Consider the following 13341-nt stretch of genomic DNA (forward strand, 5'->3'; position numbering starts at 1 on the left):
AAAAACACGAATGACACGGGGCAGCGATGAGCGAGGGGGCGAAGGCACGAAGGCCAGCGGTGAGTGCGCGCCAGGAGGGCGCGCCGGTCGTCGGTGATGCATCCGCCGCGACGCCCGCACTCGTCGATAATCGTCCGATCAGCCGCGCCCACGCGCAAATGCGCACCACCATCGACGCCAGTCCACGCACCCGTGCGGTGGCGCAGCAGCAGGCGCTGGCGTCACCGCCGCCGCCCACATCGTCATCTGCACCCATCCAGCGCGTCATCAATTTCTCGCCCGACGTCGAGCGGCAGTACACCAAAGACGCGTATCTGACAAAGCTCATGCACGTCAGTGAGCTGACGTTCGACGAGATTCGGCGGACATGGATCGCCGCCCAAAAATCCTCAGAGCAGATCACACTGCCGGACAACATCGAAATGGCCTGGGCCATGTTGGCGCCGTTCGTGCCCAAGCGACGCCGGGGCACGAAAGCGCCCACGCGGCTGCCGCAATACCCGGAGAACGATGTCCGTCTGCTCGATCAGGCCGCCAGTGCCATTCCGCTGGCGTCGCGCTTCGACGTCGGCAAACATCAGGCCGCCATCAGCAGCCACTTTCAGACGATTTTTCCGCCCGCGAAAGAGGAGTCGGAGCAAGCGCAGCAGCCCTGGAATCCTGAGGAACCCGGCGAATTCGAGGAGCATTTGTCCACGGTCGACTTCACGACGTGGGATAACCTGCTCCCCAAACAGAAGCGGGTGCTACTGCGTAACCGGAACAATCCGAAGGTGCTGATGGGCGAGCTGAAAAGCCTCGTCGCTCACACGTCGGATGGCGCGAACGACTACCTCATCGCGCTGTACAGTCATCTCGCCGCGTTACGGGGAGACGCCCGTGCTGTAGGCGCGGAGGCGGGGCTGCCCGACAAGGGCGCATACCTTCAGACGATCGTCGATATCCGAAGCGGGAAGGCACTCGATGCCGACCCGTACAAACCGCCGAAATTCGGTCAGGTGTCGTCCATCGACTGGACCGACAGAGACGAACTGGTCGAGGATCATCCGTTCCTGCGTCAGCGAAGCGAACAGCTTTACAGGCGTCTGGACGCGCGCCGCGACAGGCGTGCGCTGGACATCCTCACCAAGTGGGCATCTCCGGTCACGGGGGTGCAGAAGAATAACGTGGGCATGGACATCGGCCTCTCGGCCAAGAGCGACACCCCGGGACATGCAGGCCATGACATCGCGTTGCTGGACTCGACACTCGCACGAATTGCGCCCATCGAAGGCACGCTTTACGCCGCCTATCCGAGAAACGATTCGCTTCAGCCGGGCCGACTGTTCAGTCAGGGGACTCCGCTGAGTGCAAGCGAGTCCGCTGGCGGCACGGTCGCCTTCTCGAAGGGCGGGATGAAGAAGAAGGGCGACCAGATGGATCGCTATCGCATCTACGCCAAGGGCATGAACGGCATTCCGATCAGCCCCGTCGCGCCGGATATCGGGCACGGGCAGCGGGAGGTCGTCTTCCGGGCGAGTGCGACGTTCAAGGTGCTCACCGTTGAGGAAGGCAACTACGGCGCGGGCGTCACACGGCTCGTGACGATGGTCGAGCAAGGCGAGTCGACATCGCACGTTGACGCTGTCAAGCAAAGTCAGGAAGCGCTGCTCAACCCCAACGACCGGTGGCTGACACAGCTCGACGGCACGGACATGGATCAGCGCACACAATCGTGGTTCATCTCCAATAGCACCGGCGGCACCGTGGAAGGGCAACGCGACGCCAGTTTTGCGTTTCCGTACGGGAAGAAGACGGCGTACGCATGGCACGACGTCATTACCGACAATGGCATCGATATCTGGTCGATCGACGGATTCCGTACGGTAACCGCGCGCCTGGCGGGTGAGACGCACAGCGAAGTGGAATTCATCACGCAGGACGACGAACCGTCATTCTGGGGCGCACCGGTGAAACTGACATCGCCGGAGAGAAAGACGCTGACCGGACACGGCCTCTCGGTGACAAGCGCGAAGGGCAAAGGCAACAAGGGCCTGTTCAACGTGAGTTACCAGCAGGAAGACAAGGCATCGGCACTCGGTGAGCTGCTTGCGCAGAGCAAGCGGGAGTTCGACACCATTCTTGCCCGGAAACCCAAACCGAAAGGACGTCGCCGGATCGATCCCGAGACGGAAAAGGAAAATGACATCGCCCGGCTGGCGGCGCATGTTCAGCAGCAGATCAGTGTGTTGCATCCGCTGCACGATACTAACGGACGCGTGAGCCGCGCTTACGCGTATCTGATTCTTCGTCGTGCGGGATATGGCGATGGGCCGCTGCGGTTGTTCGATCAGGACAAGGACCAGACCACGTCGCGGGCGGATTGGGAGAACCAGTTCGTCAGCTATCAGCCGGAGGAAGAGGAGGAAGACAACTGGCCGACGAGTAGCGCTCCTGTGACGGATATGGGCGGCGCTCGCACTTTCATCGGCACGTTGGCGGGCGGCTCCATGCCCCGACGGCTGGCGGAGGTCGAGAAAGAGGAAAAGACGCTCGGCGCTCAGCAGGACGTCGAAGACGACGACTTGTGGGTCGAGCGGGAAATGTTGGCGTACGCGTCGAATCGTCCGTCATGGTTGCCGCCGGATTTGGCGCTGGATATGGACGCGTTCGTCGCGTCCGACATGAAGCGCAGGGAGGAGGAAGAAGAGGAGGCGCCAGAAAAGAAGGGGAAGAAGAACAAGAAGAAGCGGGTGCGCGCGACACCGTCGACAAAACCCAAACGCTATGCCGATGCGGTGGCGCTTCAGCATCGGGTGACGATTGCGATATCGGACAGGATTCATACGAGTCTCAACCGGAAGCGAAACTTCGACGAGGTTGAGGAGCAGCGCGCTTCGGACGAAGAGGATTCGGACCGGGACAATGCGTCGGATATCGAGGACGATGAAGAGACGCACTTTTCGACGCGTCGCGTAGTTGTTGGCAGACGTGGCCTGCGTGGTCGCCGTGGCGGTCGCGACCTTTCGGAGGAATCGGAAGACACCGACGAGGACGCATACGAAGCGGACCACGACGACGAAGAAGAAGACCCCGACTATCGACCCGGCGACGATAGGAAGTACAAGAAGCCGAGGAGCCGTCGATAAAAAAGCCCCGCCGTCGAATCGAGGGCAGGGCTTTGTGCTGACGGCAGGGAACGTCGATCAGAACCCGAAGTGTCCTTGCACGTAGACCATGCGCGGTGCGCCGACCATGATGCCGCCGTTCTGGTCAGTGTTGCGCGTGTAGAAGCGCTTGTCGAACACGTTGTTCAGACCCACGGTGATGTCAGCGTTCTTGTAGAACGGCAGCTTGTACAGCGCCTGCAGATTCCACACACGGTAGCCCGGCACCTTGCCGTTCAGGCCGTCGGCCGACGGCGCATCGGTGTTCGCGAGATCCGAGTACTGCGAGCTTTGGTGCGTAGTGGAGACGTTGAACGTCCACTGACCGATCGTGTAGCGCGCGCCGAGGGTGTCGGTGAAGCGCGAGTAGAACGGCACGTCGAGACCTGCTGTCGCCCCCGACTTCTGGATCGCACGTACGTACGTAAAGTTCGCGTACAGGTTCAGGCCGCGCAGCGCGCTGTCACGATCGAACGTGTAATCGATGGCGGTTTCGATACCGTCGTGGTTCGTCGCACCGATGTTCTGGAACGTCGCGGGACTCACGCCCGGCACCTGCAGAATCTGGTTGTCGAACTTCATTCTGAAGGCCGTCAATTCGGCCTTCCAGCGGTTGTCCGTCCAGCGCGTGCCGATTTCATACGTGCGGGCCAGTTCCGGCTCCAGCGGGTTCGACGCCGACATCGAATTGAGCTGTGTGTTCTGCACCGGGCCGAACGACGTGCTGTAGTCCGCGAAGATCGTCCACGCACTGTTCACCAGATACGACAGGTTCACCGAAGGCAGCGGCTTGTTGTTGTCCGTGCGGAAGGTGTTGCCCGAGGCTTTGTCGACACGTTGCGACGCGATCATTTCGTAGCGCAGGCCCGGCGTGAAGCGCCAGTTGCCCCACGCCATGCGGTCGTCGATGTAGAACGCGTTGGCGCTGGTGTAGTTGTAGAACGTCGTCGTGGCGGATGTCTTGCCAGTGGACAGCGTCGTCTGGAAGTTGTTGTCGTCGCCACGCTCACGGATGAAGCGATAGCCGACCGTGACGTCATGCGCCGTCGGACCGAAGAACAGGCGCTGGGTGAAGCGCGGTTCGATGCCGAACGTCTGATAGTTACGCGGCTGGTGAATCTGCACCAGCGGCAGGACCGAGAGGTTCGTCAGCGTGCTTTGACGATAGCTCTCGTTGTAGAACGTGCGGATCTCGAATTCCTGCGTTTCCGAGATCGTGTTCAGGTAGCCGAAGTCGAGGCCGGTGCGATTGCCGCTCCAGTAGTCGGTCGGACGCGTGTTCTGGAACGGATCGGCGTTGTACTGCGCGGCCGTCAGACCGCCCGGGGTCATCGACTTTGCGTCGAAGTACGAGATCTTGCCGTACACCTGCTGGCTCGGCGTGATGTCGTAGCGCCACTTCAACGCCAGATCGTTCACGTGCTCGTCGCTGCCCTTGCGCCAGTCGCGGCCGACCATGCCGGAGTACAGCAGCGCGAGGCCCAGACCGTTGTCCATCTGCGTGCCGAGGAACAGGCCGTACTGCGTGTTCGCCCCGCCACCGGTGGTGTACATGTTTTCACGCACGGTCGCGTCGGCCGTCAGGCCCGGCGTGCTCGGGATCGAACGTGTCTTGAAGTTGATCACGCCCCCCACGTTCTGCGGACCGTAGCGCACGGCACCACCGCTACGTACGACGTCGATGCTCTCGATGTTGAACAGGCTGACCGGTGCGAACGACAACTGCGGCTGACCGTAGGGCGCGACAGCGAGTGGGATGCCGTCGAGCAGCACCGTCGAGCGCGGGCTGAAACGACCCGTGAGGCCACGCACGCCGATGTTCAGCGAGATGGCGCTGCCCGCGGTGCTGGAGTTGTCCGTCGCCTGAACGCCGGGAATGCGGCGCAGGACATCGCCGATGCTTGCGGCACCCGACGCGTCGATCTGCTCCTTCTTCACGACCGTGCGCGCGCCGGGGAACGTCTTCGCGCTGTTGTCGAGACCGGTGCCCAGCCAGTCGCCGGAAACATTCACAGCACCGAGTTCGACGTCGGCTTTGGCTTCGGCCGCCGAGGTCGCCTGTTGGGCGTGCGCGGCACCCAGCGTGGCCATCAGCAAGGCGGCGGCGCAAGCGGTTGCGCGGGGCAGGCGTTGTAGGCGATGGGCGGGAAGAACAGCGGAAATAGCGGCGGGAGCAGCGGGAACAGCGGCGTGGCGACTTGCGGACATCTTCATCTTGGCAGACCTTCGTAACTTCTGGCGGTGGCGAGCGAGGCCGCTGAGGGATGTGCGTAACGGCCATGCCTTGCGGCAAAGCACATCTGCGGCGAGCGAATCGTTATTAGTAAGACGTTGTAATAAAGCGACGCGGATTATAAATGCAAATCACTCTCATTTTTAATGGGTGTCGACGAACGTCTGTCGGTATTTGAGCGATGACATTGCGTAGGGGCGGGGACGAACGGGGAAGCGAGGCAGAATGCACGACATTACGCAGAGATGTCGTGCAATGTCGCAAGGAAACGAGAAGAAGCGATGACAAATGCCGACCGCCGTGTTTGCTTCAACGGTCGGTTGAGACCGTGGCTCCAGCACCACAACCGCACGGCGGATAGGGGTTTCAGGCGGTATCGGATTATCCAGTTTTGCTAATTAATCGCCCAAAATCGATTGATTGTTCGTGGCGCGCCGGGCCGCAAGAATAGGGGACTATTCAAAACAACGCCGACAACGGAGACCCCGCGATGACGAAGCTCGACGCCTCGACCCATCAGGCCCTTGCCCGCGAACTGCACGACGCCGAGCGCAGCCGCACGCCCGTGATGCAGTTCTCCCGCCGTTACCCCGAGATGACGATTGCCGACAGCTATGCGATTTCGCAGGCGTGGCTCGCGCTGAAGTTCGCCGAGGGGCGTCGCGTGATCGGGCACAAGATCGGGCTGACGTCGCGTGCCATGCAGGTTGCCGCCCAGATCACCGAACCCGATCACGGCACGCTGCTCGACGACATGCTGGTCGCCGACGGCGCAACGCTGGAGGCGTCGCGCTTCATCGTGCCGCGTCTCGAAGTGGAGCTGGCGTTCATTCTCGCGAAGCCGCTCAAAGGCCCGGGCGTGACGCTGTTCGACGTACTCGACGCCACCGCCTGGGTGACACCCGCACTGGAATTGATCGACGGTCGTATCGAGCTGTTCGATCGCGACACCAAAGCACCGCGCAAAGTCTTCGACACGATTGCCGACAACGCGGCGAATGCCGCCGTGATTCTCGGCGGCCGTCCCGTGAAACCGGATGCCATCGACCTGCGCTGGGCAGGCGCGTTGCTGTATCGCAACGGCGTGATCGAAGAGTCCGGGTTGAGTGCCGCCGTGCTGAACCATCCGGGCAATGGCATTGCGTGGCTCGCCAACAAGCTGGGCGCCTTCGACGAAGGGTTGCAGGCGGGCGAGATCGTGCTGGCGGGCTCGTTCACGCGACCGGTGGCATGCGCTGCGGGCGACGTCTTCCATGCGGACTACGGTCCGCTCGGCGCCATCGGTGTGCGCTTTGTCTGACGCTTCATCTGCGCTCGGATGCGGCCACCGGCCGCCGCCGAGCGCTCCTCACATCAGGAAGCCCCTGTCATGAAAACACCTCCGAATACCTTCCGTCAGGCGCTGGCACATGGCGAGCGTCAGATCGGCCTGTGGATGGGACTCGCCACGCCGTACGCCGCCGAACTGTGCGCGGGCAGCGGGTTCGACTGGCTCGTGATCGACGGCGAGCACGCGCCCAACGATCTGCGCACGATGCTGGCGACGCTGCAGGCCGTCGCACCCTACCCGGTGCACCCGGTCGTGCGTCTGCCACACGGTGATGCGGCCCTCATCAAGCAAGTGCTCGAAATCGGCGCAACGACGGTGCTCGTGCCGATGGTCGAGTCTGCCGCGATGGCGCGCGATCTCGCGAGTGCCACGCGCTATCCGCCGCAGGGCACGCGTGGTGTCGGCAGCGGGCTGGCGCGCTCGTCGCGCTGGAATCGCTATGAGGATTATCTGCACGCCGCGAACGACACGACGTGTCTGCTCGTTCAGGTAGAGACGGCCGACGCCCTCGCGCAGGTCGACGAGATTGCCGCCGTCGATGGCGTGCACGGCGTGTTCATCGGCCCGGCCGACCTCGCGGCGTCGATGGGCTATCTCGGGCAGGCCACCCACCCGGAGGTGCGAAAAGCCATCGAAGACGGCATCGCGCGCATTCGTCGCGCGGGCAAGGCGGCGGGCATTCTGTGTGTCGACGAGGCGCTCGCGAAACACTACCTCGACCTCGGCGTGACGTTCATCGCGGTCGGGATCGACACCACGTTGCTGGCCAATGCGAGCCGCGCGCTGGCCGCGAAGTTTGGAGACAAGGCATGAGTGATACCCGTTTTGACGTCGCCGGTGTGTCGGTGTCGCCGGACCACTACATCGATGGCCGCCGTGTGGCGTCTGCCGAGACGTTCGAGTGCGTCTCGCCCATCGATCAGACGCCTCTGGGCGACATCGCCAGCGGCAACCTCGGGCACGTCGATGCGGCGGTGACGTCGGCCTCGCTGGCGTTTCCCGCATGGGCGGCACTGAGCGCGGCGCAACGTCAGCCGTATCTTCAGCGCTTCGCCGACGCCATCGGCCGCCGCGCGGACGCGTTCGCCACGCTGGAGAGCGCAGACGCCGGGGTGCTGCGCTCGCGCATGGCACACGGTGTCGTGCCGCGCGCCATGCAGAACATCACGTGGTTCGCCGAGCATGCGCTGACGCTGCAAGAGCACGTGATCGAGACACCGCAGGCACGCCATCTCGTGCGTCACGATCCGGCCGGTGTCGTGGCCATCATCACGCCGTGGAATTCGCCGTTGATGCTGGCGACGTGGAAGATCGGCCCGGCGTTGGCGTCCGGTAACACGGTGGTGCTCAAAGCGCCCGAGTGGGCACCGCTGACGTCGTCGTTGCTGGCGGATTGCGCACACGAGGCGGGATTGCCGCCGGGGGTCTTCAACCTGTTGCAGGGCTCGGGCGCACAGACCGGGGCGGCGCTGGTCAGCGATGCCAGGCTCGCGCGCATCTCGTTCACCGGCTCGGTCGCCACGGCCAAATGGATTGCGAAGACGGCCGCCGACAACCTCGTGCCGTGCAGCCTCGAACTCGGCGGCAAGTCGGCGTTCATCGTGCTGGCCGACGCCGATCTCGACGCGGCCGCCGCCACCGCTGCGCTGATGTACCGCAACGCCGGGCAGGTGTGCCTCGCAGGGACGCGGCTGCTCGTACATGCAGACGTCGCCCCAGTGTTCATCGAAAAGCTGCGCGAGGTGGTCGGACGTCTCGTCGTGGGCGATCCGCGCGACGCCGCGACCGAAGTCGGGCCGATCATCCACATGCGTCAACTGGAGCGTGTGCAGGGGTTCGTCGAGCGGGCGGTTGCGGGCGGCGCTCGCCTGCTGTGGGGCGGCACGCGGCATGACTTCGGCGCGCAGTATTTCGCGCCGACGCTGCTCACCGATCTGCGTCAGCAAGACGAGATCGTGCAGCAGGAGGTCTTCGGCCCGGTGCTCACATTGCAGACATTCGCGAGCGACGACGAAGTCGTCGGCATGGCTAACGGCACCGACTACGGGCTGGGTGGCGTTTGCTACGGCGACGAGGCGCATGCCATCGCGATTGCCGAGCGCGTGCGCACGGGTTTCATCTGGATCAACAGCTTCGGCATTCGCGATCTGGCCGCGCCGTTCGGCGGCATCAAACGTTCGGGCGTCGGACGCGAAGGCGGCGATTGGAGCTTCGAATTCTTCTGCGACGTGAAGGATGTCGTCGTGCCGAAACAACCGTTCAAGGCGAGCTTCAGCCATCGCTGATGGCGCGCTGTCGCATCGTCAAAACAATTAGCAAGACAACAGGACAAGAGGAGAGCAGCATGGGACAGATCGTTGGCGCGGCGCTGGTGTCGCATCACCCCGGCCTGATGCAGTGTGAGGAGTTTCGCGTGTTGCAGGGCGCGGGTGCGGATTCGGACCTGATTCCCGGGTACGCGCGGTTGCGCGAGCGCATTGAAGCGGTGCGTCCGGACGTCGTCATGATTTTCGATTCGCACTGGTTCACGACCGGTTATCACCTGGTCGACGGCGGCGCGGGTTACTCGGGCATGTACACGTCGGACGAGATGCCGTGGTATCTGCACGGTGTGCCGTACGACTATCGCGGACATCCGGAACTGGCGCTTGCTATCGACGCCGTCGCGCGTGAGCGGGGCGTGCGTGCGCGTGCCGTGCAACACCCGGATCTCGCGCGGCATTACCCGACGATCAACGTCATCAAACAGTTGCGCCTCGAAGCAACGCCGATCGTCACCGTGAGCTCGTGCCAGAACTGCGAGACGCAGCACTTCCTGCAATCGGGCGAAGTGATCGGCGAAGCGATTCGCCGCAGCGATCTGCGGGTGGTGATGCTCGCGTCCGGTGCGCTGAGTCACAAGTTCAACGGCCTCGACTGGAAGCCCAATCATCCGCGGATCTTTCACGAGAGCAACGTGTCGCGTCCGGAGAACATCGAGAGCGACAAGCGCGCCATCGAAGCGTTTCGCGAGGGACGTCACGACCGGATTCTGGCGGACTGGGATACGGATTACCGGAAGCGTCCGTGGGAAGCGCATGGCGCGCACTACTTGCAGATGGTCGGTGCGCTCGGCGGGGCCGAGTGCCGTAGCGCGGGCACGGTGCTGTCCGACTACGAGAACGCGCGTGGCACGGGCAACGTGCACATCTGGTTCGATACGATCTGACGAGGCGACATCATGGATTTCGAATTTCCGCTGCGTGAATTGCCTGCAGTGATGCGCGGCCCGCGTGTCGAGCGTCGCCATATTCTGCTGGGCGGCAGCGCGTACTGGGGCACGATGGTCGAGGAGGCCGGTGAGGCGCACGGCATGCTGCGACTCGACGACGGACGTCTGGTCGATCCGCAAACGGTGACGCATCTCCCGCCGGTGAATCCGTCGAAGATCATCGCCGTGCACATCTCCTATCGCTCGCGTAGCATGGAGACGCGCAACAAGCCCAAGCCCACCGACACGCCGACGTACTTCATGAAGCCGACGACGTCCCTGAACGGGCATGACGGCCAGATTCTGAAGCCGACGGATTGCCGGTATCTGAACTACGAAAGCGAGTATGCCGTGGTGATCGGGCGCACGTGTCGCAATGTGCTGCCGGACGAAGCATGGGATTACATCGAGGGCTTCTGCCCGGCGCTGGACATGGGCTTGCAGGACTTTCGCGACACCGATCAGGGATCGATGCTGCGGGTGAAGGGCGCGGACACGCTGCTGCCCATCGGACCGGGTATCGTGCGGGGCGTGAACCTGTTCGAGCAGACGTTGCGCACCTATCGCAACGGACGCGTCGTGCAAGAAGCGCACATCGGAGACGAAACGATCTGGGGGCCGCATTACGTGATCGCGGACATTGCGCGTCACATCACGCTGCTGCCGGGCGACGTCATTCTGATGGGCACGCCATGCCACTCGCGTTCGGTGGATGCGGGCGATCTGGTGGAGTGCGAGATTACGGGGTTGGGACGGCTCTCTGGCCGGGTCGTGCAGATCGATGCGCCGCGTGCGGCGGCGCTCGGTGTGGGCCATCCGCCGGGCGACAGTCCGGAAGTGCGCCGTGTGGCGCTGGGCTTTGACGAACGTGTGCCGGAGCGATTCAAGGAGAACTATCGTCTCGCGGCACATCAACCGGAGTGAACGGATGAAGGTGACGATCATTGGCGCGGGCGCCATCGGTGGGCTGATCGGGCAACGACTTGCGGCGACGGGCGAAGCGCAGGTCAGCGCGCTGGCGCGTGGCGCGACGCTGGCCGCACTGCGCGAGCGGGGCTGGCGGGTAAAGCAAGGCGAGACGCTGGCGACCGGCCCGGTGGCGGCGGCGCATCCGTTGGAAGACGCGGCGAAGCTTGGCGAGCAGGATCTGGTGGTGATTGCGGTGAAGGGACCGGCGCTGGCGCAGGTCGCGTCGTCGGTGGTGCCGTTGCTCGGTCCGCAAACGCTCGTGTTGCCTGCGATGAACGGCGTGCCGTGGTGGTTCTGTCAGGGCGTGCCGGGGTTTGGCGATGCGACGCTGACGAGCATCGATCCGGAGGGTGCCATCGGTGCGGCGATTCCGCTGGCGAACGTGATCGGTTGCGTGGTGCACGCGAGTGCTTCGACGCCGGAGCCGGGGCTGGTCGATCACAAGATGGGGCGTGGGCTGATCATCGGCGAGCCGGGCGGTGGTGCGAGCGAGCGCGTGCAGCGTCTGGCGGCGTTGCTTGAGCGTGCGGGTTTCGAGGCGAAGGCGTCGGAGAACGTGCGTCTGGACATCTGGTACAAGCTCTGGGGCAATCTCACGATGAACCCGGTGTCGGCGATCACGGGCGCGACCATCGACCGGTTGCTCGACGATCCGCTGGTGCGCGATTTCTGCTCGGCAGCGATGCGCGAGGCGGCCGCCATCGGTGCGAAGATCGGCTGCGCCATCGACCAGTCGCCGGAAGACCGGCATCAGGTGACGGCAAAGCTGGGGGCGTTCAAGACGTCGATGTTGCAGGACGTGGAAGCCAACCGCCCTATCGAACTCGACGCGCTGGTTACAGTAGTGCGCGAGATCGGCCAACGTGTGGGTGTACCGACCCCGAACATCGATGCGCTGCTGGGCCTGACCCGATTGTTCGGTCGGGTGCATGGGTTGTACCCTCAGTAAGTCGTCGTTCGCTATCGTCGATATTGTCGTCGTCGATGCAAAAGAGAAGGGGCACCGAGGTGCCCCTTTGCTATTGGTCCGTCTGCTTTCCTACTTCCACCTGATCAGCGCACGCCCGTGTGGCGGTACACCTGACTCAGCGCCATCAGTCCCACGGCGGCGGCGGCCATCATGTAGAAGCTCGGGGCGAGTTTGCTGCCCGTCGCGGTGATCAGCCAGGTCAGAATGAACGGGGCGAAGCCGCCGAAGAACGTCACCGACAGGTTGTACGACAGCGACAGGCCCGTCGTGCGCGTCTTGACCGGGAAGATCTCCGAGGCCAGCGCCGGAAGCGGTGCGAAGTACATCGTCATCAATACGCCCAACACCGTTTGCAATCCCAGCATCACGCCGAAGCTCGGGTGCGTCGACAGCAGCCAGAACATCGGCCAGATCGTCACGAGCAGAAGCGCAGCGGCGATCATCATCGGTTTGGCGCGTCCCACACGGTCCGACCACGCGCCTACGACAGGCGACAGGAACATCTGCACGATCCCCGTTGCGACCGTCGCCGCGAATGCCACCGAAGCAGGCAGACCCAGCTGTTTGATGGCGTACGTCGGCATGTACAGCACGAGATACGTCGACACCGTGGCAACGACCACGGCGCCGACCGCCAGCAACAGGCGCATCTTCTGATGACTCAGCGTGTCGCGCAGCGGCGTTTGTGTCGGTTCGGATTCCAGAAACTCCGGCGTTTCGCTCACGTGACGGCGGATGTAATACGCCACCGGGCCGATCAGCAAACCGAACAGGAACGGCACGCGCCAGCCCCAGCTCATCATCTGATCCGGGGTCAACGTGCTCGTCAGCACCGCGCCGAAGCCCGCCGCGAGCAGCGTCGTCAGCCCCTGACTCGCGACCTGGAAGCTCGCGAAGAAGCCACGCCGTTGCGGCGCGTGTTCGGCGAGGAACGCGGTCGCACTGCCGAACTCACCGCCCGCCGAGAAGCCCTGAATCATGCGCGCGAGCACGATTCCAGCCGGTGCGAGTAAGCCGATGGTCTCGTACGTCGGCATGAACGCGATGATCGCCGTGCCCGCCATCATCAGCAGAATTGTGAGCGTCAGCGCTTCACGACGTCCCCGTCGATCCGCATAGACGCCAATCACAATCGCGCCCAGTGGCCGCATGAAGAACGACACGCCGAACGTGCCGAGCGTGAGCAGCAGCGAGGTCGTATCGTCGTGCGTGGGGAAGAACAGCTTCGAAATCGTGACGGCGAAGAAGCCGTACACGACCAGATCGAACCATTCGAGCGCGTTACCGATGGACGCCGATATCACCGCGCGCCAGGTGTGTGAAGTCGAGTGCCCGCGAATGTGGGCACCGGCAGCCGTTGCAGTGTTCATGATGTCTCCAGTCGTTGTTTTATGTGTTGAGCATGCTGTTCGAGCGTGGTGCGGCGAGCATGCGCGCCGTGCT

General features: G+C 63.5%; 9 protein-coding genes. 7 read left to right on the forward strand and 2 right to left on the reverse strand.

Features of this window, described 5'->3' with window-relative positions:
- Nucleotides 1–59 precede the first annotated feature (59 nt).
- On the forward strand, nt 60–3128 hold the full coding sequence (locus ACIQWO_RS24290; protein WP_402829688.1) for a hypothetical protein: 3069 nt from the start codon (nt 60–62) through the stop codon (nt 3126–3128).
- Nucleotides 3129–3185: 57 nt separating this feature from the next.
- Here the strand turns inward: ACIQWO_RS24290 and ACIQWO_RS24295 are convergent, their stop codons facing one another.
- Nucleotides 3186–5354, reverse strand: a complete 2169-nt coding sequence (locus ACIQWO_RS24295) for a TonB-dependent receptor family protein (protein ID WP_402829691.1) — start codon at nt 5352–5354, stop codon at nt 3186–3188.
- Nucleotides 5355–5869: 515 nt separating this feature from the next.
- Here ACIQWO_RS24295 and hpaH point away from each other — a divergent pair.
- The 6 genes from hpaH to ACIQWO_RS24325 all read left to right on the forward strand — a co-directional run bounded on the left by hpaH (nt 5870) and on the right by ACIQWO_RS24325 (nt 11877).
- Nucleotides 5870–6679: a 2-oxo-hept-4-ene-1,7-dioate hydratase gene (gene hpaH, locus ACIQWO_RS24300; RefSeq protein WP_402829693.1), complete on the forward strand. Its 810-nt coding sequence runs from the start codon at nt 5870–5872 to the stop codon at nt 6677–6679.
- A gap of 69 nt (nt 6680–6748) precedes the next feature.
- Entirely contained in the window at nt 6749–7522 is a 774-nt protein-coding gene (hpaI, locus tag ACIQWO_RS24305; protein ID WP_402829696.1) for a 4-hydroxy-2-oxoheptanedioate aldolase, read from the forward strand.
- Entirely contained in the window at nt 7519–8994 is a 1476-nt protein-coding gene (locus ACIQWO_RS24310) for an aldehyde dehydrogenase family protein (protein ID WP_402829698.1), read from the forward strand. The genes hpaI and ACIQWO_RS24310 overlap by 4 nt, the downstream gene beginning before the upstream one ends.
- A 59-nt stretch (nt 8995–9053) precedes the next feature.
- Nucleotides 9054–9917 (forward strand): extradiol ring-cleavage dioxygenase, encoded by an 864-nt coding sequence (locus tag ACIQWO_RS24315; protein WP_402829700.1) that lies wholly within the window; start codon nt 9054–9056, stop codon nt 9915–9917.
- A 12-nt stretch (nt 9918–9929) separates the two neighbouring features.
- On the forward strand, nt 9930–10883 hold the full coding sequence (locus ACIQWO_RS24320; protein WP_402829702.1) for a fumarylacetoacetate hydrolase family protein: 954 nt from the start codon (nt 9930–9932) through the stop codon (nt 10881–10883).
- Between the two features lie 4 nt (nt 10884–10887).
- The gene (locus ACIQWO_RS24325) at nt 10888–11877 is read left to right on the forward strand and encodes a 2-dehydropantoate 2-reductase (protein ID WP_402829704.1); all 990 of its coding nucleotides are present in this window, start codon (nt 10888–10890) and stop codon (nt 11875–11877) included.
- Between the two features lie 104 nt (nt 11878–11981).
- Here the strand turns inward: ACIQWO_RS24325 and ACIQWO_RS24330 are convergent, their stop codons facing one another.
- Nucleotides 11982–13268: an MFS transporter gene (locus ACIQWO_RS24330; protein ID WP_402829707.1), complete on the reverse strand. Its 1287-nt coding sequence runs from the start codon at nt 13266–13268 to the stop codon at nt 11982–11984.
- Nucleotides 13269–13341: the final 73 nt, after the last annotated feature.

Source organism: Pandoraea sp. NPDC090278, from assembly GCF_044772185.1.
Classification (GTDB): Bacteria; Pseudomonadota; Gammaproteobacteria; order Burkholderiales; family Burkholderiaceae; genus Pandoraea.

Bases quoted from the DNA above. Each gene is read 5' to 3' on its own strand.
- ACIQWO_RS24310 (WP_402829698.1), top strand. From the start codon at position 7,519: ATGAGTGATACCCGTTTTGACGTCGCCGGTGTGTCGGTGTCGCCGGAC.
- hpaI (WP_402829696.1), top strand. From the start codon at position 6,749: ATGAAAACACCTCCGAATACCTTCCGTCAGGCGCTGGCACATGGCGAG.
- ACIQWO_RS24320 (WP_402829702.1), top strand. From the start codon at position 9,930: ATGGATTTCGAATTTCCGCTGCGTGAATTGCCTGCAGTGATGCGCGGC.
- hpaH (WP_402829693.1), top strand. From the start codon at position 5,870: ATGACGAAGCTCGACGCCTCGACCCATCAGGCCCTTGCCCGCGAACTG.
- ACIQWO_RS24325 (WP_402829704.1), top strand. From the start codon at position 10,888: ATGAAGGTGACGATCATTGGCGCGGGCGCCATCGGTGGGCTGATCGGG.
- ACIQWO_RS24315 (WP_402829700.1), top strand. From the start codon at position 9,054: ATGGGACAGATCGTTGGCGCGGCGCTGGTGTCGCATCACCCCGGCCTG.
- ACIQWO_RS24330 (WP_402829707.1), bottom strand. From the start codon at position 13,268: ATGAACACTGCAACGGCTGCCGGTGCCCACATTCGCGGGCACTCGACT.
- ACIQWO_RS24295 (WP_402829691.1), bottom strand. From the start codon at position 5,354: ATGTCCGCAAGTCGCCACGCCGCTGTTCCCGCTGCTCCCGCCGCTATT.